26 protein-coding genes are annotated in these 24,811 nt (G+C 64.2%); 12 read left to right on the top strand and 14 right to left on the bottom strand.

Features of this window, described 5'->3' with window-relative positions:
* Positions 1-87: 87 nt before the first annotated feature.
* The 5 genes from AC3A4H_RS13930 to AC3A4H_RS13910 all read left to right on the top strand — a co-directional run bounded on the left by AC3A4H_RS13930 (position 88) and on the right by AC3A4H_RS13910 (position 4,628).
* Positions 88-996, top strand: coding sequence for a shikimate dehydrogenase (locus tag AC3A4H_RS13930; protein ID WP_487767196.1), 909 nt, complete (start codon positions 88-90; stop codon positions 994-996).
* Positions 997-1,210: 214 nt separating this feature from the next.
* Positions 1,211-2,197: a TRAP transporter substrate-binding protein DctP gene (gene dctP, locus AC3A4H_RS13925; protein WP_487767195.1), complete on the top strand. Its 987-nt coding sequence runs from the start codon at positions 1,211-1,213 to the stop codon at positions 2,195-2,197.
* Between the two features lie 165 nt (positions 2,198-2,362).
* Positions 2,363-2,881, top strand: coding sequence for a TRAP transporter small permease (locus AC3A4H_RS13920; protein ID WP_487767194.1), 519 nt, complete (start codon positions 2,363-2,365; stop codon positions 2,879-2,881).
* A complete protein-coding gene (locus AC3A4H_RS13915) occupies positions 2,878-4,179 on the top strand; it encodes a TRAP transporter large permease (RefSeq protein WP_487767193.1) in 1,302 nt (433 codons plus the stop codon). Before AC3A4H_RS13920 ends, AC3A4H_RS13915 begins: the two co-directional genes overlap by 4 nt.
* Before the next feature lie 17 nt (positions 4,180-4,196).
* Complete coding sequence (locus tag AC3A4H_RS13910) at positions 4,197-4,628, top strand: type II 3-dehydroquinate dehydratase (protein ID WP_487767192.1); 432 nt, start codon at positions 4,197-4,199, stop codon at positions 4,626-4,628.
* Between the two features lie 108 nt (positions 4,629-4,736).
* Here AC3A4H_RS13910 and AC3A4H_RS13905 read toward each other — a convergent pair whose 3' ends face one another.
* Genes AC3A4H_RS13905 through AC3A4H_RS13890 form a run of 4 tightly spaced genes read right to left on the bottom strand, consistent with a single transcriptional unit; the run spans position 4,737 to position 7,742 of the window.
* Positions 4,737-5,522 (bottom strand): ABC transporter ATP-binding protein, encoded by a 786-nt coding sequence (locus AC3A4H_RS13905; RefSeq protein WP_487767191.1) that lies wholly within the window; start codon positions 5,520-5,522, stop codon positions 4,737-4,739.
* Positions 5,515-6,234, bottom strand: coding sequence for an ABC transporter permease (locus AC3A4H_RS13900; protein ID WP_487767190.1), 720 nt, complete (start codon positions 6,232-6,234; stop codon positions 5,515-5,517). The genes AC3A4H_RS13905 and AC3A4H_RS13900 overlap by 8 nt, the downstream gene beginning before the upstream one ends.
* Positions 6,234-6,950 carry an ABC transporter permease gene (locus tag AC3A4H_RS13895; RefSeq protein WP_487767314.1) on the bottom strand — a complete coding sequence of 239 codons (717 nt, stop codon included), beginning with the start codon at positions 6,948-6,950 and terminating at the stop codon, positions 6,234-6,236. The genes AC3A4H_RS13900 and AC3A4H_RS13895 overlap by 1 nt, the downstream gene beginning before the upstream one ends.
* Before the next feature lie 42 nt (positions 6,951-6,992).
* Positions 6,993-7,742: an SDR family NAD(P)-dependent oxidoreductase gene (locus AC3A4H_RS13890; protein ID WP_487767189.1), complete on the bottom strand. Its 750-nt coding sequence runs from the start codon at positions 7,740-7,742 to the stop codon at positions 6,993-6,995.
* An 82-nt stretch (positions 7,743-7,824) separates the two neighbouring features.
* On the opposite strand from AC3A4H_RS13890, the gene AC3A4H_RS13885 reads away from it, so the two are divergent.
* The 4 genes from AC3A4H_RS13885 to AC3A4H_RS13870 all read left to right on the top strand — a co-directional run bounded on the left by AC3A4H_RS13885 (position 7,825) and on the right by AC3A4H_RS13870 (position 11,391).
* The gene (locus AC3A4H_RS13885) at positions 7,825-8,616 is read left to right on the top strand and encodes an IclR family transcriptional regulator (protein ID WP_487767188.1); all 792 of its coding nucleotides are present in this window, start codon (positions 7,825-7,827) and stop codon (positions 8,614-8,616) included.
* Between the two features lies 1 nt (position 8,617).
* Entirely contained in the window at positions 8,618-9,391 is a 774-nt protein-coding gene (locus AC3A4H_RS13880) for an SDR family NAD(P)-dependent oxidoreductase (RefSeq protein ID WP_487767187.1), read from the top strand.
* Positions 9,388-10,293: a polysaccharide deacetylase family protein gene (locus AC3A4H_RS13875; protein WP_487767186.1), complete on the top strand. Its 906-nt coding sequence runs from the start codon at positions 9,388-9,390 to the stop codon at positions 10,291-10,293. The genes AC3A4H_RS13880 and AC3A4H_RS13875 overlap by 4 nt, the downstream gene beginning before the upstream one ends.
* A gap of 252 nt (positions 10,294-10,545) precedes the next feature.
* Positions 10,546-11,391, top strand: a complete 846-nt coding sequence (locus AC3A4H_RS13870; protein WP_487767185.1) for a transporter substrate-binding domain-containing protein — start codon at positions 10,546-10,548, stop codon at positions 11,389-11,391.
* Between the two features lie 132 nt (positions 11,392-11,523).
* Here the strand turns inward: AC3A4H_RS13870 and AC3A4H_RS13865 are convergent, their stop codons facing one another.
* The 4 genes from AC3A4H_RS13865 to AC3A4H_RS13850 all read right to left on the bottom strand — a co-directional run bounded on the left by AC3A4H_RS13865 (position 11,524) and on the right by AC3A4H_RS13850 (position 15,724).
* The gene (locus tag AC3A4H_RS13865; RefSeq protein WP_487767184.1) at positions 11,524-13,659 is read right to left on the bottom strand and encodes a xanthine dehydrogenase family protein molybdopterin-binding subunit; all 2,136 of its coding nucleotides are present in this window, start codon (positions 13,657-13,659) and stop codon (positions 11,524-11,526) included.
* The gene (locus AC3A4H_RS13860) at positions 13,656-14,654 is read right to left on the bottom strand and encodes an FAD binding domain-containing protein (RefSeq protein ID WP_487767183.1); all 999 of its coding nucleotides are present in this window, start codon (positions 14,652-14,654) and stop codon (positions 13,656-13,658) included. The genes AC3A4H_RS13865 and AC3A4H_RS13860 overlap by 4 nt, the downstream gene beginning before the upstream one ends.
* A 3-nt stretch (positions 14,655-14,657) precedes the next feature.
* Positions 14,658-15,272, bottom strand: a complete 615-nt coding sequence (locus AC3A4H_RS13855; protein ID WP_487767182.1) for a (2Fe-2S)-binding protein — start codon at positions 15,270-15,272, stop codon at positions 14,658-14,660.
* Positions 15,273-15,505: 233 nt separating this feature from the next.
* Positions 15,506-15,724, bottom strand: coding sequence for a hypothetical protein (locus AC3A4H_RS13850; RefSeq protein ID WP_487767181.1), 219 nt, complete (start codon positions 15,722-15,724; stop codon positions 15,506-15,508).
* A gap of 191 nt (positions 15,725-15,915) precedes the next feature.
* Between AC3A4H_RS13850 and AC3A4H_RS13845 the strand changes: the two genes are divergently transcribed.
* The gene (locus tag AC3A4H_RS13845; RefSeq protein ID WP_487767180.1) at positions 15,916-16,089 is read left to right on the top strand and encodes a hypothetical protein; all 174 of its coding nucleotides are present in this window, start codon (positions 15,916-15,918) and stop codon (positions 16,087-16,089) included.
* A gap of 417 nt (positions 16,090-16,506) precedes the next feature.
* Here the strand turns inward: AC3A4H_RS13845 and AC3A4H_RS13840 are convergent, their stop codons facing one another.
* The 3 genes from AC3A4H_RS13840 to copC form a co-directional block, all read right to left on the bottom strand.
* On the bottom strand, positions 16,507-17,046 hold the full coding sequence (locus tag AC3A4H_RS13840) for a hypothetical protein (protein WP_487767179.1): 540 nt from the start codon (positions 17,044-17,046) through the stop codon (positions 16,507-16,509).
* A gap of 153 nt (positions 17,047-17,199) precedes the next feature.
* Entirely contained in the window at positions 17,200-18,075 is an 876-nt protein-coding gene (gene copD / locus AC3A4H_RS13835) for a copper homeostasis membrane protein CopD (protein ID WP_487767178.1), read from the bottom strand.
* A gap of 6 nt (positions 18,076-18,081) precedes the next feature.
* A complete protein-coding gene (gene copC / locus AC3A4H_RS13830) occupies positions 18,082-18,462 on the bottom strand; it encodes a copper homeostasis periplasmic binding protein CopC (protein WP_487767177.1) in 381 nt (126 codons plus the stop codon).
* A 327-nt stretch (positions 18,463-18,789) separates the two neighbouring features.
* Between copC and AC3A4H_RS13825 the strand changes: the two genes are divergently transcribed.
* Complete coding sequence (locus AC3A4H_RS13825; protein WP_487767176.1) at positions 18,790-19,212, top strand: MarR family winged helix-turn-helix transcriptional regulator; 423 nt, start codon at positions 18,790-18,792, stop codon at positions 19,210-19,212.
* Entirely contained in the window at positions 19,209-20,366 is a 1,158-nt protein-coding gene (locus tag AC3A4H_RS13820; RefSeq protein ID WP_487767175.1) for an FUSC family protein, read from the top strand. Before AC3A4H_RS13825 ends, AC3A4H_RS13820 begins: the two co-directional genes overlap by 4 nt.
* Positions 20,367-20,454: 88 nt before the next feature.
* On the opposite strand, the gene AC3A4H_RS13815 is transcribed toward AC3A4H_RS13820, so the two are convergent.
* The 3 genes from AC3A4H_RS13815 to AC3A4H_RS13805 form a co-directional block, all read right to left on the bottom strand.
* Positions 20,455-21,360 (bottom strand): CehA/McbA family metallohydrolase, encoded by a 906-nt coding sequence (locus tag AC3A4H_RS13815; protein ID WP_487767174.1) that lies wholly within the window; start codon positions 21,358-21,360, stop codon positions 20,455-20,457.
* Positions 21,361-21,363: 3 nt separating this feature from the next.
* Positions 21,364-23,157, bottom strand: coding sequence for an ABC transporter ATP-binding protein (locus AC3A4H_RS13810; protein WP_487767173.1), 1,794 nt, complete (start codon positions 23,155-23,157; stop codon positions 21,364-21,366).
* Positions 23,158-23,225: 68 nt separating this feature from the next.
* The gene (locus AC3A4H_RS13805) at positions 23,226-24,779 is read right to left on the bottom strand and encodes an ABC transporter substrate-binding protein (RefSeq protein WP_487767172.1); all 1,554 of its coding nucleotides are present in this window, start codon (positions 24,777-24,779) and stop codon (positions 23,226-23,228) included.
* Positions 24,780-24,811 lie beyond the last annotated feature (32 nt).

The raw sequence follows: 24,811 nt of genomic DNA, 5'->3' as shown, positions 1-24,811 counted from the left end.
GGTGCCCCTGTCATAGCGGCGGCGCCCGCGCAAGCACAAGTGCGGCGCTGCAGCCGCCTACGGCATGACCGGGAGGAGAGGACTGGAATGGCCGACAGCCTTGTCGACCGGCTCGGGCAGATTGCGGCCGGGCATCGTGGCGCGCCTAGGCCGGGCGAGGACTGTGTCGTCGTGGGCCTGCTCGGCCGCGGCATCCAGTCCTCCCGCACGCCGGGCATGCACGAGCGTGAGGCAAGGCGCCTCGGCATCGACTACGCCTATCTCCTCCTCGACTTCGACATGCTGGCGCTGCCCGATGCGGCGGTAGGCGAGGTTCTGGAGGCGGCGCAGGCGGCCGGCTTCCAAGGGGTGAACGTCACCCACCCGTTCAAGCAGGCGATCATGCCTTCGCTGGATGATCTGTCGCCGGAGGCGTTCGCCATCGGCGCGGTCAACACGGTCGTGTTCCGCGAAGGGCGCAAGGTCGGGCACAATACAGACGCCTGGGGGTTCAGGGAGAGCTTTCGAGAGACCATGGCCGGCGCGGCCACGCGGACGATCGCACTGTTCGGCGCCGGCGGTGCGGGGGCAGCGGTCGCCTACGCGCTCGACGGGCTCGGCGCGGGCGAGCTCGTCGTCATCGACACGGATGCGGCGAGGGCCGAGGACCTCGCCCGGAGGATGGCGTCCCGCGCGGCCGGTCGCGTCGTCGCGTCGCGTGACGCCGCGGCCGTGGTCGCCGCCGCCGACGGCATCGTGAACACCACGCCGATCGGCATGGCCAAATATCCGGGTACGCCGTTCCCGGCCGACCTTCTTTCGCCGCGGCAATGGGTGGCCGAGATCGTCTATTTCCCGGAAGAGACCGAGCTTCTGCGCCGCGCGCGCGCGCTCGGCTGCCGCACGCTGGCCGGCACCGGCATGGCTGTCTACCAGGCCGTGCGCGCCTTCGAGCTTTTCACGGGTGTTGCGCCCGACCGCCAGGCGATGGCCGGCCATTTCGAGGCGGCGGCATGACCGTGTCTCCCGCCCGCGTCGTGGACGCCTTTGCCTCGAGCGAGGCCGAATACATCGAGCAGGAACCCGAGCTGATAGCTGCATTCCGCGCCTTCTCGGATAAACAATTTCTGGAATCTCCGCTGTCGAATGGCCGGAAGGCACGCTGGAGAAAATCAACGCGCTCTGAGGGGGGCGCGTCGAAAAAGGGAACGGCAACAGGGAGGTATTGCCAATGACATTTGATCTCACACGCCGCCAGGCGCTGGCAGGAGCCGCAGCCCTTGCCCTCGCGAGTGCCGTTCCGGCGCTTGCGCAGGACAAGTCAAAGTTGCGCTTCTCCGCCGTCTTCTCGGAGCAGGACATTCGCGCCGAGATGATGAAGATGTTCGACGACGCCATCAAGGAGGACTTCGCCTTCGAGGGCTATTACGGCGGCAACCTGTTCAAGCAGGGCACGGAGCTCGTGGCACTGCAACGCGGCAATCTCGAAATGGGCAATATCGCGCCGCAGGACATCTCCAAGCAGATCCCGGCGTGGTCGATCCTGACGGCCGGCTATCTCTTCCGCGACGCGGCGCATCTGAAAGCCTTCTTCGCCAGCGAGGCGGGCGCGGAGATGAAGAAGATGGCCGAGGACCAACTCGGCATCGTGATCCTGGGCCCGACCTATTTCGGTGTGCGCCAGGTCGGCCTGAAGCCCGAGAAAGAGATCAAGACGCCTGCCGACATGGCCGGCGTCAAGCTGCGCATGCCCGGCGGCGACGCCTGGCAGTTCCTCGGCGAGGCGCTCGGCGCCAATCCGACGCCGATGGCTTATGCCGAGGTCTATACGGGCCTGCAGACCGGCGCCATCGACGGCCAGGACAATCCGCTGCCCAATGTCGAGAACATGAAGTTCTACGAGGTCATGTCGCAGATCGTGCTGACCTCGCATCTGGTCGGCTTCGACCTTCTCGTCGTCTCGAAGAAGGTCTGGGACGAGATGGGCGCGGAAAAGCAGGCGCGCTTCCAGGCCGCAGCCGACAAGGCCATCGACTTCTCGACCGAGAAGCATCTCGCCCATGAGAAGGAGCTGGTCGAGAATTTCAAGGCGAAGGGCCTGAAGATCTACGAGCCGGATGTCGCCGCCTTCCGCGAGAGTGTCCAGGGGAAGTACCTGGCCTCCGACCTCGCCAAGGAATGGCCGGAAGGCATGGTCGACAAGATCAACGCGCTCTAGAGCATCGGACCCGAAAGTGGACGCCGGTTTCGGGAAAATCCGATGCGAAAACAAAGAGCTGGAGCGGGAGCACCGATTCCATCGCTGCGCCCGCCCGCTCTGATGTGCCATGGCCGCCGGCATGACAGCCGGTAGCCATCCATCCGGTCCTGGGGGAGGGGATAAGTGGAAACAGGTTTCGCGGCGCTTGGCGCTTGGCTGTACCGGCGCGCGGAAGACATCCTGATGGCGATGCTGGCGACGATGTTCTTCGCCTTCCTGCTGCAGATCGTCTTCCGCTACGTGTTGAACTGGCCGACCGGCTGGACCAACGAGCTCAGCGCGATCCTCTGGATATGGATCGTGCTGTTCGGCGCTGCCTTCGTCGTGAAGGAAGAAGAGGAGATGCGGTTCGACCTCATCTACGCATCGGTCGGTGCCCGCACGCGCAGCGCGATGTTCCTCATGAGCGCCGTTTCGCTGATTGCGCTCTACGGCATCTCGTTCCCGGCCGTCCTCGACTATGTCGCCTTCATGCGCGTGGAGAAGACCGCCTACCTGAAGCTCCGTTTCGACTGGGTGTTCTCCATCTACGTCGTCTTCGTGATCGCGATCATCGCGCGCTACATCTGGCTGTCCTGGCAGGTTCTGCGGGGCGAGGCTCCCGAAGAGTTCGACCCAACCAAGGCGCAGTCCGGCATATGAATATCGCGAGCCCCTTTTCCCTCTCCATCGTTGCAATCACCGTGCTCGCGCTCAATGGCTTGCCGGTTGGCCACGCCATGATTGCCGGGTCGGTCCTCTATCTGCTGCTGGCGGGTCTCGACATGGGTACCGTCGCCGAACAGTTCCTGAACGGGATGTATTCCAATTACATCATCCTGGCCGTGCCGCTCTTCATCCTCGCGGCGGAGCTGATGAACATCGGCTCGATGACCGATCGCCTTATGGTCTTCTGCAATGCCTTCGTCGGCCGGTTTCGGGGCGGTCTGGCGCAGGTGAACGTGCTGCAGTCGATCATCTTCGCCGGCATGTCGGGATCGGCCATCGCCGACGCTGCCGGATCCGGCAAGATCATGCAGAACATGATGACGGCGGATGGCAAATACCCCGCGAGCTACGCCGCCGCACTGACCGCGGCTACAGCCGTGATCGGCCCGATCATCCCGCCCTCGATCCCGATGATCATCTACGCGCTCGTCTCCGACGCTTCGATCGGCTACCTGTTCCTGGCCGGGGTAGTGCCGGGCCTGCTGATGGCCGGGTTCCAGATGCTTCTCGTTGCCATCCATTCGAGGACGCGGAACTTTCCGGTGGAGCCTCCGACGCCGGTGCGCGAGCTTCCGGGCATAACGGTGCGGGCCCTGCCGGCGCTCCTGATGCCGTTGGTGCTGCTCGGCGGCATCTATTCCGGCGTGACGACGCCGACCGAGGCGGCAGCCGTTGCGGCTGCCTATGCCCTGATTATCTCGGTGGTGCTGTATCGCAGCGTCAGCTTCGGCGACTTCTACAATTCGGTGCTCGCCAGCGCCCGTACCACCGCCTCGATCGGCATGCTGATCGCCGGCGCCCTGGTGTTCAACTATGTCGTCACGGTCGAGAACATCCCACAGTCGCTGAGCGTCGTCCTGCAATCATGGGATCTGTCGCCCACCGGCTTCCTGATCCTCGTCAATATCCTTCTGCTGCTGCTTGGCTGCGTCCTGGAAGGCACCACGATCATCCTGGTGATCCTTCCGGTGTTCATTCCGACTGCACAGGCGCTCGGGATCGACCTCGTCCATTTCGGTGTGATGTGCGTGGTCAACATCATGCTGGGGCTCGTCACGCCGCCCTACGGCCTGCTGCTGTTCATCATGGTCCGTATTGCCAAGGTGCCGTTGCGGGACATCGTGCGCGACGTGCTGCCGTTCCTCTACACGATGATCGCATCGCTGATCATTATCACCTTCTTCCCCGAAACGGTGCTGTGGCTGCCGCGCCTGTTCGGCTACCAGGGCTGACCGGAAAGGATTTGCCGATGAAACCCGTCTTCGTCATCAACGGTCCCAATCTCAACCGGCTGGGCAAGCGCGAGCCCGAGATCTATGGGCGCACGACGCTCGCCGAGATCGAGGCGATGTGCCGGCAGGCAGCCGGCCCAGCGCCGCTGCGCTTCCATCAGTCGAATGCCGAGCACCAGCTCGTCGATTGGGTCCACGAGGCGATCGACGACGGCTCCGCCATACTCATCAATCCGGCCGGCCTGAGCTTCCGCTCGATCCCGCTGCTCGATGCGCTCAAGATGTTCCCGGGCCCGATCGTGGAGCTGCACATCTCCAACATCCACCGGCGCGACGAGATCTACCACCACTCGCTTGTGTCGAAGGTCGCGACCGCGGTCATTGCCGGTCTCGGTGCCAATGGCTATCCGCTGGCCGTCCGGTGGCTCCTGGACCACATCGACGGCTAGCCAGCCCCCTTATGGCGAAACCAGCTCGCTGCAGCTTGAGGCGAGCGAGGCTGCACGCCAGGGAGCGCTCGCGTGGTCAAGGGCGACTACCGCAATGATCGAACGATGTCAGCTATGCTGCGTGGTGGCGATGAACTTGCGGAAGCGGTCGGACTTGGGGTTGCTGAAGACCTCGTGAGCGGGGCCATCCTCTTCGATGCGGCCTTCGTGAAGGAATATGACCCGGCTGGCGACCTCGCGGGCGAAACCCATTTCATGGGTCACCACCAGCATCGTGCGTCCCTCTTCGGCAAGTGCGCGCATGACCTTCAGCACCTCGCCAACCCGTTCGGGATCGAGCGCGGAAGTGGGCTCGTCGAACAGCATGACTTCGGGATGCATCGCAAGCGCCCGTGCGATTGCCGCACGTTGCTGCTGCCCTCCCGAAAGATGGGACGGGTAGGCACCGGCCTTGTCGCCGATGCCGACCTTGTCCAGAAGCGCTTCGGCCTCCTTGATGCATTCTTGTCGTGGACGGCCCTGAACATGGATCGGCGCCTCGATGAGATTTTCGAGGATCGTCATGTGGGACCAAAGATTGAAGCTCTGGAACACCATGGCGACACGGGAGCGAATCTTGTCGATCTGGCGCTGGTCGGCAATCGCCAGCCCGTCGCCTTGTCGCTTCAGCTTCACCGCTTCGCCGCCGATCACCACCTCGCCGGAACTTGGCAGTTCCAGCATGTTGATGCAGCGCAGCATGGTGCTCTTGCCCGATCCTGACGATCCCAGGATCGCAATGACTTCGCCCTTCCTCGCTTCCAACGAGATCCCCTTGAGGACTTCCAGGCCGCCGAAGCTCTTGTGCAGATTGCGAAGGGAAATGACGGATTGCGTCGGTGCCCGGTCAACCATTCCTGTTCTCCATTTTTGCCGGCGAGGGCCCGCGAAGATGCGGCGTCAGCCACCAGTCAAGCAGGGAAATGGCACGCGTCAGCACGAAATTGATGATCAGATAGATCGCGCCCGCGGCGATAAACACTTCGACCGGCCGATAGCTGGATGCGATGAGCCTGGCGGCAATTCCCGTCACTTCCATCAGCGTGATGGTGGAAGCAAGCGAGGTTGCCTTCACCATGAGGATAAGCTCATTGCCATAGGCTGGAAGGGCCTGTCGAAGCGCGATCGGCATGATGATGCGGCGATAGAGCAAGAGGCCGGACATGCCGCAGGCGCGCGCCGCCTCGATTTCACGCATCGGGACCGAGCGCAGCCCGCCGCGCAGAATTTCGCTGCCATAGGCCGCGCTGTTCAGCGACAGGGCCAGGATCGCGCACCAGTAGGGATCGCGGAAGAACTGCCACAGGCCGAGATATTGGAGGGTGGGCCGGAACTGCCCGAGGCCATAATAGATCAGGAATATCTGCACGAGCAGCGGCGTGCCGCGCAGCACGAAGACATATCCGCGCGCGAAGGCTTCCAGAGCCTTGATGCGCGACATCCGCATCAGGGCCATCAGGATGGCAATGACGGTGCCGAGCGCAAAGGCGACGAATGTCAGCTGCAGGGTTAGCGGAATGCCCGACAGCAGTTCCAGGAAGGTGTCGCGAATGAAGATCGGATCCATCACGAGGCCTCCTGCGGAAGGCTGCGGGACGCGCGTCTTTCAAGCCATTCAAAGATATGTTGCGACACCCAGGTGATGAACAGGAAGATGGCGCCGGCGACGAGATAGAATTCGAAGGGTTTGCGCGTCGAGCCGGCGGCGATCTGCGATTGGCGCAGAAGTTCCACCAGGCCGGTCACCGAAATCAGGGCCGACTCCTTCAGCGCCATCTGCCAGACATTGCCGATGCCGGGCAGCGCGTGCTGCAGAACCTGCGGCGCGATGATCCGTCGAAAAAGCAGGAAGCGGCTCATGCCGACGGATTTTCCGGCCTCGATCTCACCTTTGGACAGGGCGCGGAATGCACCGCGGAAAACCTCGGCCTGATAGGCGCCGGAGACGACGCCGATGGCGCTTGCGCCCGCAACGAACGGGTGCACGCCCACAAAGCCCGCATGCCCCAGGGCATTGAATATGCTGGTGACCAGCAGGCTTCCGCCGAAATAGAAGAGATAGATCACCAGGAGATCGGGCACGCCGCGAAGCACGGTTGTATAAGCGTCGGCACCGACCCGCAGCGTCACACCGCCCGCGAGCTTTGCCCAGGCGATGAACCCGCCGATGACGATGCCGATGAAAAAGCCGCAGGCTGCGACCGCGATGGTCACGAGCGAGGCGGAGAGCAGTGACGGGCCCCAACCCTCGGGGCCGAAACTCAGCAGGCCTAGAAAGTCCATCATCTGCTCATCCTTGTCTCGCGTCGGCGCGTGGGAGACGGCTTACATGTTGAACTGGAAGCCGTCGACGGTCAGCGCCTGACCGGTCATGAAGCAGGGCTCCGACGTAGCGAGGAAGGTCACCAGCCGCGCCACGTCGTCCGCACAGCCAAGCCGGCCAAGTGCAATGCCCTTGATGACTTCCTCGGCCCGGTCGGTCACGTTGGTGTCGATCTCCGTGCGGATGACGCCGGGGCAGATCGCGTTGACGGCAATATGCGGGCCCAATTCCTTTGCCAGCGCACGGGTCATGCCCAGAATGCCTGCCTTGGCGGCGGCATAGGCAAACTTGCTCACCGCCGCCGTCACGCCTCCGGAAAGCGCGTTCAGCGACGACATCGACACGATGCGTCCACCACCCTGCTTCAGCATGTGGGGCGCAGTGTGCTGGATGTAGTTGAAGCAGCTTTTCAGGTTGATCGCGATAGCGCGGTCGAAATCCTCTTCGGAAATATCGAGGATGCCGACAGGCGCGGAGCGCCCGGCATTGTTCAGCAGGAAGTCGACGCGGCCGAACTCGGCGACCGTCGCCTCGACCACTTCGCCGGCTCGCTTGTAGCTTGAAACATCGGCCACGAATGTGAGCGTGCGAACGCCAAGGCTGGATATTTCGGCAGCAGTGTCGGACAGTTCCTGTTCAAGCAGATCCACCAGCGCGATATGATATCCGGCACGCGCCAGATCCAGCGCGCACGCCTTGCCAATGCCGCGCGCCGCGCCGGTGACAATGGCAACCTTATGTACTGCGTCCATGTGCAAATCTGCTCCTTTTCAACATAGCGGGAGCATGGTATGGCTGCTTGGGCATTCTTCAACAGGAATTTTGTTCACATATATGAACAGCCTAAATGACTCTGAAGTGAAATCCGCCGTCCGGGTCCTGGAGATTCTGGAGCTTCTGGCGCGCTCTCCGAAGCCGCTGACGCTGAAAACCATCGTTTCGGAACTCGGCTATCCCAAAAGCAGCACGTTCAATCTGCTGGCGACGCTCGTCTCGCGCGCTTACGTCACGCGGGACGAGGGGGAAGCATATCGCATCCATGACGCCTTTCGAAACGGGCCCGGCTGGTCCAGCGGCCGTGACGCGCAACTGATCGCCGCCGCGCAACCGATCATGGATGCCTTGCGTGACGGCGAAGGCGAGACGGTGTTCCTGGGGGCCCGCCGCAAGGACGGGCGCGTCAAGCTGCTCGCCAAGAGCGTCAGTCACCAGGCGGTGCGCTTCGATTCCGATCTGACGGGCTCCGATCCCGCCTTTTGCACCGCCATGGGCCGGGTTCTGCTGGCCCATTGGGCCCCGGAAAGGACCGCGTCCTATCTGTGCAAGGAACGCATCGTGCAGATCACCGACCGCACGATCATCGACCGCGTCCAGATCCGGAGGATCATCGAAAGCGCCCGCGTCGATGGCTATGCCATCAGCGACGAGGAAGCGGTCGCCGGTGGCTCCGGCGTTGCCGCCCCGGTGCGCGATTCCACCGGCGAGGTGATTGCCGCCCTCAATATCGCGACGATTTCGCCCCGCTTCGCCGCATCTCGCAACCGGATGATCGACGCCGTGATCCGCAGCGCAGCCGAGCTCAGCTATCGCCTCGGCTACAAGCCCCCAGCAACGGAAAAGCAGTGAAATGGATATTCAGTTCGAAGGAAAGCGCGTCCTTGTGACCGGTGCTGCGCGTGGCATCGGCCGCGCGATCTGCGAAGCGTTCGCCGCGGATGGCGCGGCGGTGCTGGCAACCGACGTCAACGAGACGGAACTGCAAAGGCTGGTTGACGAAGCCCGTCCCGCCCGTGGCGGTTCGATTTCCACCGCCTGCCTGGATGTCACTGACGAGGCACAGATCATGCAGTTGATCGCAGCGGAAGACCCGAAGGGCGGGTTCGACATATTTGTCCATGTCGCGGGCGGTGTGCTCGGCCAGACCAAGAAGCCGGTCGAGGACGTTCCGGCCGCCGATTGGGACAGCATCTACGACGTCAATGTGCGTGGTGCGTTCATGGTTGCGCGTGCCGTGGTGCCGGCGATGAAGAAGCGTCGTGCGGGCAAGCTCGTATTCATCTCCAGCGGAGCCGGCATCGGAGTGAGCCTGACCGGCATCCAGGCCTATGCAAGCGCCAAGGCCGCGCTCATCAGTCTCGCCCGCCAGCTCGGCCATGAGCTTGGACCCTTCGGCATCAACGTCAATGCCGTTGCGCCGGGCTTCCTGCGCACCAGTCCCGATTACGAGCGCCAATGGGCTTCCTATGGCGATGAGGGCCAGCAGGCGATGATCGACGAAATCCCGCTTCGCCGCATCGGCCGCCCCGAGGACATTTCCAACGCCGTGCTTTTCCTGGCATCGCCCTTTGCAAGCTGGATCACCGGCCAGACCCTTTCCGTCAGCGGAGGCCCCGTGGCATGACGACCGATCCCAACGCGCCGCTTGCGACCTGGACCTGGCCCGAAGAGCACCTGCAAACCATCATGAACCGCGCCCGGGCGGGGCGAACGCTGAAGCCCGCCGCCTGGCCGGGTGGCGCCAGGTGTGCGGTTGCATTGTCGTTCGATTCCGACCACGACACGTTCGAGCTGCGCGACGGCGGCCGGTCGATTTCGGCGCTTTCGCAAGGCCAGTTCGGTCCGCGACAGGGCATCCCGCGAATTCGCCAGATTCTGTCGCGCGAGGCCATCCCCGCCACGTTCTTCGTGCCGGCAATTTCGGCAATCCACTATCCGGACGAACAGCGGGCATTGATCGCCGAAGGGCATGAAATCGGGCTGCATGGCTGGATCCATGAGCGCAACACGCTGCTGGATGCGGCAACCGAACGCGACCTGCAGTTTCGCGCCGCCGACACGCTGGAGAAGATCACCGGCGTTCGCCCGGTCGGCATCCGCACGCCCTCGTGGGATTTCAGCGAGAACACGCTGCAGATCACAGCGGATATGGGACTGCTTTACGATTCCTCGCTGATGGCCGATGTCGACTGCTATGAGCTGCTGCTGAACGGCGAGCCTTGCGGCGTGATCGAACTGCCGGTGGAGTGGATCCGCGACGACGCCGCCTATCTGGTCATGGACCGCTGGGGCGGATTGCGACCACAGATCGCTCCGCACGACATTCTGAAGATCTTCATGCGGGAATTCGATGCCGCCTACGAGGAAGGAGGCATTTTCCAGCTCACCATGCATCCCGACATAATCGGCCACCGCTCGCGCATCTGGCTCCTGAGGGAACTCATTTCCCATATCCGCACACATAAGGATGTCTGGTTTGCAACGCATGCCGATGTGGTGCGCCACGCCAAGGCGTGCTGTCCATAAGGGGAGGCGCAGCTTTCGCCGGCCTGGGGGCGCTGCGACTGCCCGGTCTGGATCTTCTCGGCGGGTCCGGCGCTCTGCCCATCACGGAAACCGGGTTATATTCCTGAATGTGGTTCACATATGTGAACGACTTTCCGCTTTGCAGCGCGGTGTGCCAGGTACAAGGTTAGGGTCAGTCAGGATTGCCGGCTATCCGTTTCCAACCGCGGACAAGCTGGATCGTGAGAAACCGTCTAGGAAGATGAGGTAACAATGTTCAAAAAAAACGCTCTCGTAGCTGCCTGCGCCTTGTCCGCGCTCTCGGTGCTCTACAGTGGCACGGCTCTTGCCAAGGAATGGAAGACCGTAACCGTCGGTGTGGAAGGCGCTTTCCCGCCGTTCAACTCGACCACCGCCAGCGGCGAGCTTGAGGGCCTGGACCTCGATGTCATCAAGGAAGTGTGCAAGCGCGCCGAGCTCGACTGCAAGATCGTCGCCCAGGACTGGGACAGCCAAATCCCGTCTCTGCTGGCCGGAAAGTTTGATGTCGTGCTGACCATGGGCCCCAACCCCGAGCGGCGCAAGGTGATCGATTTCTCCGACCCCTACGTCATCACGCCCAACACCTTCCTCGTTGGCGCCGACAGCCCGATTGCCGACCTGCCGCATACGGGCGAAAGCCTTTCGACCGACACCGAAGAAGGCAAGAAGGCCGTGGCGGACCTCAAGCAGGCCCTGAAAGGCATGACGCTCGGCGCCTCGCTCTCCACCAGCCAGTTGCAGTTCGTCGAGGAGAACTTCGGCGATGTGGTCGAGGTGCGGACCTACAAATCCTCCGAGCAAGTGCAACTGGACCTGGAAGGCGGGCGCCTTGACGGCCAGTTCGACAACGTCGTGTTTGCCCGCGACCGCGCGGCCAGGAGCCAGGGGGCGCTGAAGACGACAGGGCCGCTGCTCGTTGGCGGCATCATGGCAACGAATGTCTGCCTGGGCATTCGCAAGGATGAGCCGGAGCTCAAGGCCATCCTCGACAAGGCAATTGCCGAGATGCGTGAAGACGGCACGCTGGCAAAGTTTTCGGAGAAGTGGTTCGAGATAGACCTCAGCCCAAAGCAGTAGCAGTGGGTGGTCGGTGATCGAGCGGAGTCACTGACCGGCTTCATAGGAAATGCATCCGAGCGCCGCGCGTCCCCCAGGAAGCGCGGCGCTCTGATGTTTGGGGAGAGCAGGGCGCCGCTCCGGCATGCCGCTTCAGAGCAGTTTGTCCGGCGTCACCGGCAGCTCGCGTATGCGCTTGCCGGTGGCGTGGAAGACAGCGTTGGTGATTGCCGATGCGACCCCCACAATGGCGATCTCGCCGACACCCTTGACCCCGAGCGGGTTCACGTGCGGATCGTTCTCCTCCAGGAGGATCACGTCCATCACCGGCGGCGCATCGGCGTGAACGGGCACCGCGTATTCGGCCAGGTTGGCGTTCGCTACGCGGCCGTTGCGGGGATCGACGACCGAATGCTCCATCAAGGCCATGCCGATGCCGCCGATCATGCCGCCGATGCACTGGCTGCGGGTGGTTTTCGGGTTGACGATGCGGCCGGCACCGTAGGCACCGACGATGCGCCGCACGCGTGTTTCACCCAGGTCCGGATCGACCGCGACCTCCGCGAAAACGGCGCCGAAGGCATGCATGGAGAACCGCTTGCCATCCGCGCCCGGCTTGGCCGAGGCCGTACCCTCGATGGGCTGGCCAATGCGCTGCATGGCCTCGGTGAGATCGTTGGATCCGCCGCGTGCCAGCGCCTCCTCGCGTATCTGGAGGCAGGCGGCCTGAACGGCGCTGCCGACGCTGGCCATCGTCATCGAACCGCCATGGGGCGGTGTCTTGGGGAACCGGCTGTCGCCGAGCATGAACTTCACGCGTTCGATTGGCAGGCCGAGAGCATCGGCCGCGACCTGGGTCATCGACGTCCAGGTGCCGGGCCCCATGTCGCTCGCCGCGCTCATGACTTCGGCGCTGCCGTCGGGCAGCAGGCGCGCCATGGCCGAAGCCGGCGCAAAGTTCATCGGATAGGTCGCGGTCGCCATGCCCCAGCCGATCAGCAGCCGCCCGTCTCGCATGGAGCGCGGCTCGGAGGTGCGCCGGCTCCAGCCGAAGCGTTCGGCGGCTACGCGGTAGCACTCCCGCGTCGAGCGGCTGGAAAACGGCAAGTTCTTGAACTCGTCGCGCGCCGGCTCGTTGCGCAGGCGCAGCTCCACCGGATTCATGTCGAGCGCCACGGCCAGTTCGTCCATGGCGGATTCGAGCGCGAAGACGTTGCTCACCTCGCCCGGCGCACGCATGTAGGTAGGCGTGTGCACATTCATCGGCGCGAGGCGGTGGCGTGTGTAGACGTTGGGGCAGGAATGGAGGAAACGCGTCGCGCTGGTGAGCGCCTCGGAATATTCTTCGTAAGTCGAGGTTTCCTGCCAGGCGTCCTGAATGGTTGCGGTGAGACGCCCGTCGCGCGAGGCGCCAAGCGCGACCCGCTGGACCGTGTGCGGCCGGTAGCCGGTGCCATAATACATCTCGCGCCGCGACAGCATCACCTTCACGGGACGTCCCGCCACCCAAGCGCCGAGTGCTGCGAGCGTGACATGCGGCCATGTCCGCAGCGCCGAGCCGAAGGCGCCGCCGACGAAGGGTGAGATCACCTGGATGTTCCCTGCCGGAATGCCGAATACCGCGGCGATCTCCTCGGCAACGTTGCTCACCCACTGGGACTTGTCCCACAGGGTAAGCTGATCGCCATTCCAGGCCGCGATCGTCGCGTGCAGTTCCATCGGATTGTGGTTCTCACGCGGGATCACATAGGTCCGATCGACACGAACCTCCGCGGCCGCCAGGGCGTGCTGGGCATCGCCGCGCCGGGACTCCGAGGGACGCCGCTCGCCCTGGTCGGTCTTCTGCACGGTGGGCCTGGCCGGATCGACACGGGCGACGTCGACGATCGCAGGTTCGGCCGCATAGGTGACATCGACCAGGCTCGCGGCATGCACCGCCTGTTCCAGCGTGTCGGCGACCACCAGCCCGACCGGCTGGCCCTGGTGATCGATGCGATCGTCCTGCAGCACGTGCAGGCGCTCGCCGACGTCGGGGTCGGTGAAGCCCTTGTGCGGACGATAGGGCAGCTTCGGTGCGTTGACATGGGTAAGGACGGCAATGACGCCGGGAGCCGCTTCGGCTGCGGCACTGTCGATTGTGGTCACGCGGCCCTTCGGCACGGTACTCCTGACGATGACGCCATAAGCCTCGTCGGGCACTGCGAATTCGGCGGCATACGTGGCATGTCCTGTGACCTTCTGACGGCCGTCAACCCGGCTGATGGGTTGTCCGATGGTCGCGAGGTTCATGTGCGTGCTCCCGCGATTTCGACCGCACGAACGATGGCGCGCTGCATGAGCTCGATCTTGAAGTCGTTATGCCCGTATCCCCGGGCGCCTTCGGCAGCGAGCGCGGCGGCCTCACGAAGCTTGGCCGGTTCCAGGACGGCCCCGGCCATTGCCGCCTCGACCCGGGGGACGCGCCAGGGCTTGGTCCCGACACCGCCAAGAGCGATGCGCGCGTGGCGGATGCCGCTGCCGTCCATGTCGAGCGCTACCGCCGCGGACACGACGGCGAACTCGAAGGAAGCGCGATCGCGGACCTTCAGGTAATGGGAGCGGAGCCCGCCCGCATCGGCCGGGATGGTGATGGCGGTGATCACCTCGCCCGGCTCGAGGATGGTTTCGAGGTGCGGCGTGTCCCCCGGCAGCCGGTGGAGGTCGGCAAGCGGTATCGAGCGCGCTCCCTCCGGTCCGCCAATCTCCACAACGGCGTCGAGCGCAGCCAGCGCGACCGCCAGGTCGGAAGGATGGACCGCGATGCAGTTCTCGCTCGTGCCCAGCACGGCGTTCCAGCGGTTCTCGCCGCCCAACGCCGCGCAGCCCGAGCCCGGCATGCGCTTGTTGCAGGATGCGTAGCCGACATCGCGGAAATAGGGGCAGCGGGTGCGCTGCAGGAGGTTGCCGCCCATTGTCGCCTGGTTGCGCACCTGCGGGCTCGCCGAAGCCAGCAAGGCCTGCGAAATGAGCGGAAACCGCTCGACCACGCCGGCGTGAACCGCGACCTCGGCCATCGTCGCGGCCGCGCCGAGCCTGAGGCCCTGGGGGCCGAGTTCGATGCCATTGTCCAGTAGGCCGGCGAGGCTGACCAGTTGTCGCGGCCGGCGCACGTTCTCCTGCAGGAGCTGCACCATATCCGTGCCGCCGGCGATGTATTCGACGGGCGCATCGTTGCGCCCGGCCTGGGCGCGAAACGCCAGGGCGGCATTGAGATCGCGCGGACGTTCCAGGGCGAAGGGATACATCGTTCAGCCTCCCTTCGTGGACCCGGTGACGGCAGCCGCATCCTGAATGGCCGCGACTATATTGTCGTATGCCCCGCAGCGGCAGATATTGCCGCTCATCCACTCGCGGATCTCTTCCGGCGAGCCGGCATGGCCCTCGTTGATGCACGCCACCCCGGCCATGATCTGCCCCGAAGTGCAGTAGCCGCACTGGAACGCATCGCGTTCGATGAAGGCGGCCTGCAGCGGGTGGAGTTCGTCCCCTTGGGCGAGGCCTTCGATCGTGGTGATCTCGCGGCCTTCCACCAGGGCGGCGAGCGACAGGCAGGATTTGAAGCGCTTGCCGTCCATCAGCACCGTGCAGGCGCCGCACTGGCCGAGGCCGCAGCCCTTCTTTGAGCCGGTGAGATGCAGGTGCTCGCGCAGGGCGTCCAGCAGCGTGGTGCGCGGGTCCAGGGTCAGCCGATGCTCGGCTCCGTTGACGCGCAGCACGACGTCGAGCGGAGCGGGCGCTACGCCATCGCCTTGGGCGGCGGCTGAAGAGATTGCTCCGGGCATCAGTTGTCCTCCTACAAGAGCGCCGCCGGTCACGGCAGCGATTTCCAGCAGCTCTCGTCGGGTGAGATCAGTGCCGGTCATCGATATGCCTCTTCGTGGGTCTGGGCGCTGGGAAGCTGGCCATCAGGTCTAGGCACGGTCATTCCGCGCAAACGCGACCGGCCTCTACTTGCCGGTCATCATGGCGTGTCCGAATGAAGCAGGCCCGACGCGCCCCATGACGATGATCTAATGCACGCACCTGCCACGACTAGGGGCGGCAACCGGGCCGAGGCAATCCATTCGCCAGCAGCGCGTGGTGGCCTGATCCGGATTCAGAACGCTCCTGAGAGGAGCACAAACGCACCGATCACGATCAGCAGGAGACCGGGCCAGGTTTGACCAAGGCCCAGGAAACGCAGGCCCCGATGCGAAGGCTCCAGCGTGCGGCCCGCCACGGGATCGGTGTGGCTGTCGCTCAGCCGGCCCCGGTTGATCGCCGACCATGCCAGCTGCACTACGCCGCAAATGACCAGTAAGGCGCCGAACCACATGCCGGTTTGCTCCACCTGGGTGAACAGCGCGGGGATAACGCAGCGCCATCGACAGGGTTCCTGACGGGGCCACGCCTGCCGCCGGTGCAAAGTCCGGCCCCGCGGTCAGTCCTCATGTCGCAGGTGCGCGACATGGCATTTCAAATGCGAGTGGTTAGATTGGGAGGAAAAGAAGAAAGGGATCGAGCCTTATGATCGAATTCGTCCGAAAGAGGCCGCTGTTGGCCTTCATAGCCGCTGTCGCGCTGGCTGCAGTGGTGGCAGCAGGTGCCACCATCGGGGTCATTCAGACAATCACCATCCTCGCGATAATTGCCACTGTGGCGGTCATGGGCGCTCTCGTCAATATATCGATCAGGGGGTAGGACAGTCGCGTAACGGCGCTGACCGACAAGTGCGTCTGCGCTCCGTCGAAGCCCAGCAATACCGCAAGTTCTACCACGATCTACGCGCGCTCCTGCCGGAAGGCGGCGTGCCATCCGCCCGAGTGAAATGCATTTCGCAATCATGCTTCTGCTCTGGGTTGTCGCCGGCGTATATGTCGCGTCGGTATCCGCGCCTCGTGGCCTTGAGCAGCGAGCACTTCACGTGCTCCTCTGGCCAGTCTACCTGTGGCGGAAGCGCAGGTAGGTCCCCCGGCTCAGCGATTGAAAGTTGCACCCGGCAAAAGGCGGTCCAGCGGATCCCCTCGCGCCTGTTGCGGACGGAGGGGAGCGCAGCCCTCCGGAGCCGCGCGACCGTTTCGGCCGCGCGATCCCCTAGGCAAGCCTCAAGCAAGCCCGCTACTTCACCGGAATCATGAGATGTGCATAGGGCGTGCCCGCCCACATCACATAGGGTTTGCTCGTGTCCGGTTTGGCCTGGGCGGGGTAGCCCTGCATCGAGTCCATTGCGTTGACGACCATGACATGGGGCCCCGTCGTCACCCAGTCGTTGCCCTGCTCGGGCTTGGTTGCATAAGGATCGGTGTTGCTGGCATCAGAGCCGCCGGCCAGCATGTACATGAAGCCGACCTTTCCCTTCGGAGGGGCCTTCTTCTCCATCAACGCCATCAGCCATTCCTTCGAGTTGGCGTCGCCACACATCGGATCCGGACCGGGTGATGCGGGGTTGTCCGGCATGCACCAGAAGCCGTTTGTGCCTTCCCGGACCGTGCGCAACGCGCCCTTGTCCATCGCGTAGACCGCCGCGCCGCCTGCCACGGCGGCGGGGGCTGCCGATTCAGCGCTCTTGATCAACGCAGCATCGTCGGCGGCTGCGGCCTGCATTGCAATCAAACCACCCGCCGCCAATAAGGCAGCGACCGTCAGAAGCCTTTTCATGGCATCCTCCCGGAGCGAGTTAATCTTTTGCGCATGGTGCCCGCGCGGCATTCCTGGCCGACCTGACGAGCATTGATCAACATAGCAGAATGCACGCATCCGGGCAATTCCTGCCAATGTGAGCCGGGCCAGGATCGGCCCGGGAATTGCGAGTTACTGCGGCGCAAGGTTGCCGAAGACGCTGACGAGCGCCACCACGAAAATGCCCAGGGCCAGCTCAACCAAAGTGGATAGCCGCAGGCCCCGCAAGGCGCCCTCGCTGTTTTCCAGATTGGGGACCAGCACGTAACGGTTGACGATTGCGAGCCCAACCATCATGGCAACCAACGCCATCTTCAAAAGCAGCAACAGCTGGTATGGCGATGACGTGTCCGTCGGCCAGCGGTCGAGCACGAGCGCCAAATTGACGAGGCCGGATGCGATGACCGCCGCGACGGCAAGGTGCCCCAGGCCAGAAAAGCGCTGAAGGGCGGACGAGATCTCCGAGGCCAGATCGGGTTGGTCGAACCTCTCGAGGCACAGCTTCAAGGCGACAAGCGCGCCCAACCAGAACCCGCCGGCAAGAAGATGGACGATGTGGCTTGCGCGGCTGACGCGGCCCGCGGCACCTTCCAGCATCGCGGCGTGGCCGATAAAGCCCAGGCTGCCGAGGTAAAGGGCGCCCAGAACCGCAACGAACCGCCAGTGGCGCCCCCAGCCGCTCGCGAGAAAACTGACCAATGCGGCCGCCAGCAGCAGATGGACCTGCCAGACCTTGCCGAACTCGGTCTCGGTAAGCACGGCAAACCACGTGGCCGGGTTCCACACGTCGCTCCACCCATCTCCCATTTCGCCAGATGCAATAAGTAGCCATGCAACAGCGCTTAGAAGTCCAATGAATGCCGCCACGAAGACGACGCGCCCCAGCGCGGCATCGAGCGAACGCGCCAGGTGCTGCGGAGCTAGCCAGCCTTGGAACGCGCTGATCCCAAACAGGAGCAGGGCAGATCCATAGTGCAGCGCGCGCAAAAGGATGAGTATGTCGTCCACGTGGCCTCAGTGCGTCGCTTCGAACCAATAGGTGCCGGTGGTCTTGTGTCCGTCCTTTGACAGCGCGTGCCAGTCGACGGTGTATCTGCCGTCAGGAAGCGGCGACTTGAGGGGCACTATCAGCGTCGTATCGTCATTTGGGTCCAGCATGGCCGGCCCGGTTTCGACCACATCTTGACTGGGGCCCACGACCTTGACGCCGGTGAACTTCAGCTCAAGGGCCTCGGAGAATTTGAGCCTGAGTTCGGCAGGCGCAGGTTTGGCCGTGGAATGAGCGGCGGGCGTTTCCGAGACGAGCTTTGCATGGGCAAAGGCGTAATCAGCAAAGAACGTGGTGGCGAGTGAAGCCAACGCGAAAGGCATGAACAAGGACTTCGACAGAGGCATGGGGAACTCCTTTGCGGAATGCTTGCGGGAGTGGAATGCCGATCGAGAGCGTATCATGTGAAGTGTTGTTCCGAGACACCCTTCCAGGATCGGTTGCTGTGTGATGTTCAGGCACTGCTGTAACATGACATGATTTCAGAGCTTGGTCGAAGTCCATCGGGGGCTGCGATCGAGCTGTTCACCGTCCCGCGGCGTGACTGGACTGCCGGCGAGAGGGCGCGGACCGTGGAGATGATTTGATTTGCAATGCAATCTATATTGCGCTAGCAATGGGGCATGATCTCCCAGTCCTCCTCACCTCGTTCCCGTTTCGGGATCCGCTTCTCGTTGCTCGCCCGGCGCTGGAGGCGGGCGCTCGATGCCCGCCTGGCGCAGGCCGGGCTGACCGACGCCACCTGGATGCCGCTCGTGCACCTTCAGGAAACCGGCGGCGGCATCACGCAGAAGGAACTGGCGCTGCTGGTCGGCGTCGACGGCTCCAGCCTTGTCCGCGTGCTCGATATCCTGTGCCGACAAGGTCTTGTCGAACGCCGCCCCGATGAAACCGACGGGCGTGCCCGGCTTATCTGCCTCACTCCCATGGGCGAGCGGCGCGTGGCGGAAATCCGCAAGGAACTTGCCAGGGGAGAGGAGGAGTTTCTGGCTGATATTCCAGATGCCGAAATCGCCGGGATGCTCGATCTTTTCGACAGGATCGAGCAGCGCCTGACCGGCGCGGGATCACTGCCGCGATCGGAGCAGCAGCGATGAAGGGGCCGGAACAATCCTCCACCAAATCGGCGCCGGAGGCGCGTCTTGCGACACGGCGGATAGACGCAGCGCGCTACCTTTTCCAGCCGCACCACGTCCGCGACAGTCTTGCCCTGGCGACACAGCCTTCATTGCGCAACTCGTCGCTGGCCGGTCTGCAAGCGGCGATCGCGGTCGCGATCGCGCTGCCCCTCGTCTATCTCTCGCCATGGCCGCAACTTATCGGCTTTGCTGCCCTGGGTGCTCTGGTGGCTCTCTTCGGCCGCTTCGCGCCCGCGGGGCGTCGCAATCGCATCGTGTTCTTCTGTGCGATCTGGCAAAGCATTGCCGTGTTCGGCATGTCCATGGCCTCCTGGTTGGGAACGCCAGTCCCGGTCCAACTGGTGCTTCTGGCATTGTCTTGCGGCGTCTTCTTCTTCGTTACCGTCACCGGCCAGTTCGGAGCGCCTGGAGCGCTGATCTTCGTGTTCGCGGTCGGGGCTTCGATGGGGCCGGTCGGCTCGTTTCAGGAGGTCCTGGCGCGCACCGCCGCCACGGCCGGCGTTGCGGCATTGGCCTTGGCGATCTGCGCGCTGACGGAAGTGCTGCGCCACCGTGAAACGGCGGAGCGCTCCTTTCCCGCCGCGCCGCTGCAGCCGTCCCGTCATCGATTGACCGCTGCGGCGCGCATAGCCCTTGGCTGCGCAATCGCGGCCTTTTCCAGCCATGCCGCCGGAATTCATCATCCAGACTGGGCGGCGATGGGAACGCTGGCCGTGATGCAGGGCGCGCACCTCCACATCAGCATGAACCGGGCATTGCAGCGCATGATGGGCACGGTCGTCGGTGCCCTGCTGGCCTGGCTGATCCTGTCACAGGACCCGTCAGTCTGGATCATCATCGCAATTCTGGTCGTGCTCCAGTTTGCGACTGAAATCATCATTGGGGCCAACTATGGATTGGGGCAGGTTCTCGTCACGCCCATGGCGCTGTTGATGACCTATCTGGCCGCGCCTCACATGGCCGGCGCGGACATGGTGCCCGAGCGCATACTGAACACGGTGTTGGGGGCGTGCATGGGCATTGTGTTCGCCGTCCTCTTTTCAACCCTGGACGACAGGCGGCATCTCGCCCGCCATCATGCCGGGCGGGGGAGAGCCGGGAAGGGGCCGTGAGGTCCATCCAGCGCATACGCGCTGCCCTCGCACGACTGGCCCGAAGCGGCCCAGCCGCTCCGGTAAAGGCGTGTCCGCTAGCTGCCGTTTACAGGTATTCCGGCTGGCTCCAGGCACGCTTGCCGTCCGCTGCCGTCACCACCAGCCGGCACCAGGAGCCGGCGAATTTGGAGAGATCCAGCGTGGCGCTGGTAATACCCTCGCCGTGAACGACTTCGGAGAAGGAGGCGCGGCCGGCCAGGACGATCGAACGCGCCGGCGTGGTCTCGACATGGAGCTTGTCGTCGCGGATGACCGCCGACAGGATTTCGGGGCCCTGGCTGGCATAGTAATGACCGGCCTTGAGTGCCGCGAGCAGGGCTTCGGGCGTCAGCTCTTCGGCCTTGACCTGCACCCAGCCGCCGAAGCAGTCATCGGCCTTGAAGTGAGCGTCGTCTGCGGCAAAGCCGGTGAGCTTGCGGCCCTCCGTCAGCAGGTGGTCGAGCATCGCCACCCCGTCGGGGCGGGCCGACAGCATCTCGCAGGTGTGGTTGTAGATCTCCACCGCGTGGGCGGCATCGATCGACAGCCCGTCCTCGATGTTGAGCCCGTACCATTGCGGGTGCGCGATGCCGACGAAGGCGCCGGCCTCGGCTGCGCGGCGGGCCAGCTGGGGGCCGGTCTCGCCGGCTGCGGTGGCGGGGAAGTCGAGCGGCAGGCCCACGGCCAGGATGTGCCAGAGCTCGCCCAGATGGGTGTTGGGCGCGTGCAGCTCGGCGCCGATGATGGTGGTGAAGCTTTCGTCGCGGAACGGACGGGTGTCGGTCAGCGGGAAGTCGAAGCTCTCGAGGAAATGGTCGGTAAGGCAGAGGAAGTCGTATCCGGCCTCCTTATAGCGGCGGCAGACTTCCTGCGGCTCCAGCGCGCCGTCCGAGCGGTTGGAATGGGTGTGCAGACTGCCCCGGTAGAATTTCCCGGGCGCGGCGAAGGTGGCGAGCATGGTGTCTCCTGTCATGCGTCAGTTCATCAGGACGAAATGGTCGGGCGCTACCTGGTCGTAGACCGGCGCCTCGAAGGCGTGGCTGACCGGCCGGATGGGTGAGGGAAGCCGGGTCGCCGGCAGCGCGGCGGTGCGGCGACGGGACGGGTCGGGATAGGGAACCGCCGACAGCAGCGTCCTGGTGTATTCATGGCGCGGATCGCCGAAGATGGCCGCCCGCGGGCCGATCTCGACAATCCGCCCCAGGCGCATCACCGCCACGCGGTGGCTGACGCGCTCCACCACCGCCATGTCGTGCGAGATGAAGAGGTAGGACAGGCCCAGCTCTTCCTGCAGCTCGATCATCAGGTTGACGACCTGCGCCTGGATCGAGACGTCCAGCGCCGAAACCGGCTCGTCGGCGATGATGATCTTGGGCGAGAGCGTCAGCGCCCGGGCGATGCAGAGTCGCTGGCGCTGGCCACCGGAGAATTCGTGCGGATAGCGCTCCATCTGCTCTTCGGTCAGGCCCACGCGCTGGATCAGCGACAGCACGCGATCGCGCAGGGCCGGGCCCGTGGCTATGCCGTGGATGAGGAGCGGCTCGGCCACCTGCTCGAAGGCGGTCAGGCGCGGGTTGAGAGCCGCATAGGGATCCTGGAAAATGATCTGCATGTCGCGGCGCTTGGCCCGGAGCGGTTCCTTGCCAAGGGTGAGCAGGTTCTCGCCGTCGAGCTCGACCGCACCCGAAGTCGGTTCGACCAGTCGCAGGATCGAGCGGCCCGTGGTGGATTTGCCGCAGCCGGATTCGCCCACCAGCGCCAGGGTCTCGCCCTTGCCAAGCTCGAAAGAGACGCCGTCGACGGCATGCACATTGGCGACGTGGCGCTTGAGCGCACCGCTGCGCACCGGAAAGCGGGTCACCAGGTCGCGCACGGTCAGCAGCGGCTTGCCCGGCTTCGGCGCCGCCGAATCCGGCGTCTCGTCGCCGAAGCGGCGCGGGCCCGCGAAGGGCTTCATGCTGCCTAGCCGCGGCACGGCCGCCAGCAGCCTGCGTGTATAGGGCTCGGCCGGGGAGGCGAACAGCGCCGCCGTGGCGTTCTCCTCGACCTTGCGGCCGCGATGCATCACCACCACGCGGTCGGCCGTCTCGGCGACCACTCCCATGTCGTGGGTGATGAACAGCACCGCCATGTCCGATTCAGCCGTCAGCTCGCGCAGCAGGTCGAGGATCTGCGCCTGGATGGTCACGTCGAGGGCGGTGGTCGGCTCGTCGGCAATCAACAGGCGCGGCTCGCAGGCCAGCGCCATGGCGATGACGACGCGCTGGCGCATGCCGCCCGAGAGCTCGTGAGGATATTGTGCGAACCGCCGCTCAGGCTCCGCGATGCGCACCCGCCGCAAGAGGTCGACCGCCTTGCGGTCGGCCTCGGCGGCATCGAGCCGGCGGTGCTGGCGGATGACCTCGGCGATCTGCTCGCCGACCGTGAATACCGGGTTGAGGCTGGTCATCGGCTCCTGGAAGACCATCGCGATCTCGTCGCCGCGCAGCTGTTGCATGGCCTTCTCGGACAGCTGCGTCAGGTCGCAGCCGGTTCCGTCGCGGCGCTGGAAGCGGATGGCGCCGGCGTCGATGTGCCCGCCATTGAAGGCGGTCAGGCCGAGAATGGACATCGCCGTCACCGACTTTCCCGAGCCGGATTCGCCGACGATGGCGACGCATTCGCCCGCCGCGATGGCGAAGGAAAGGTCATCGACCGCAACGAACTGGCCGCGCTCGGTCGCAAAGCTGATGCGCAGGTTCTCGACGCTGAGCAGCATGGGGGCGGTCATGGCAGGTTCCTCGGGAGGCGGACAAGGGTAGCCGCCGGCGAGTGAGCTCGCCGGCGGCTGATGCTGGATCACTTGTTGACGGTGACGTTGCCGGCGCGGAAATCGAGCACGTAGGGGATGTGGCCCGGAAGCGGCTTCCACTCGACGTTCTTGCTCAGGCCGTAGGACTCGTAGGGCTGGTAAAGCAGCACGAACGGCGCCTCTTCCTTCACATATTCCATGATCTCGGCATAGGCGGCCTTGCGCTCCGCGACGTCGGTCGAATAGCGGAAGCGCTCCCACATTGCGCTGTACTCTTCGCTGGGCTTCCACGAACCGCTGGTGATGCGGGCGCCGGTCGGGCTCCACATCGTGCCGTAGGAACCGGCCGGGTCGGCGAAGTACATCGGGTTCGACCAGTTGCGGGTTTCCATGTCGGCGTCATTGCCGGTCCACTTCGGATCGACGTTGAGGTTCAGCTCGACGCCGATGGCGCCCCACATCTCCTTGATCGCCTGGGCGGCGAGCAGGCCGTTGGTGTAGTAGACCGCGTCGGTGTCGAAGCGGATCGGCTTGCCGTCGTAGTTCGACTCGGCGAGCAGGGCCTTGGCCTTCTCCAGGTCGTACTCGAAGGTCTTCAGCTCAGGCATGAAGAGCTCGCCATACTGCGGATAGGTATGGGTCGAGGGCACCACCGCCTTGCCCAGCCACAGCGACTCGTTGAGCAGGTCGCGGTCGATGGCGCGGCTCAGCGCCTGGCGCAGCTTCTTGTCGGCCAGGCGCGGGTTCTCGGTGTTGAAGAACACCAGGTGGAACAGCGGCGTGACGTTGCCTTCGATCTTGAGCGCCGGATTGGACTCGATGGTGGCGAGCTGGTCCGGCGGCACGTTGGTGATGATGTCGACTTCGCCATTGGCCAGCGCGGTCATGCGGGTGGCCATTTCAGCGATGCGGCGCACTTCGACGCGGTCGAGCGGGGCGGCTTCGCCATAGTGCTCGGCGAACTTCTCGTAGACGACGGTCTCGCCCGGCTGGAAGGAGGTGATGCGGTAGGGCCCGGTGCCGACCGGCTTCAGGCCGAAGGCCTCGTAATCGGATACTTCGGCCACCTGCGGATCACCGGTCAGGCCCATCACATAGGCCTTCGGGACGATGTAGCCCTGCTGGGCGTTGAGAAGGGTCTCGAACAGCGGCTCGGGCTTGAAGGTGGTGAAGCGCACGGTGTGGGCGTCGATGGCCTCGACCTTCTCGAAGTTGGAGAAGAACTGCTTCTTGATCGAGCCGAATTCCGGCGTGACTTCGTCGATGATGCGCTGGAAGGAGAACACCACGTCATCGGCAGTCATGGTGCTGCCGTCATGGAACTTCACGCCCTCGCGCAGCGTGACCACCATCTCGGTGGGAGAGGTCTGCTCCCACTTGGTTGCGAGGCCCGGCGCAAAGGACGGGGTGGCCTTGGTGTAGTCCTTCTGGATCAGCGGGTCGAAGGCATTGACCTGCACCTGCGAGCCGGAGTTGGAGTGATCCTTGCCCGGATCGATGTAGGCAGGCAGGTTCTGCGTGGCCACGACCAGTTCCGTGGCCATGGCGGAGGTCGTCGTCAGCAGCGCTGCCGACAGCAGCAAAAGCAATTTCGATTTCATGTCAGAGGTCCTGTTCTAGGGTGGAGTCATCC

The organism is Pseudaminobacter sp. Soil_N_29 (assembly GCF_057656055.1).
Note: the sequence above shows the minus strand (reverse complement) of the source record. Positions and strands in the feature narration are given on the sequence as shown.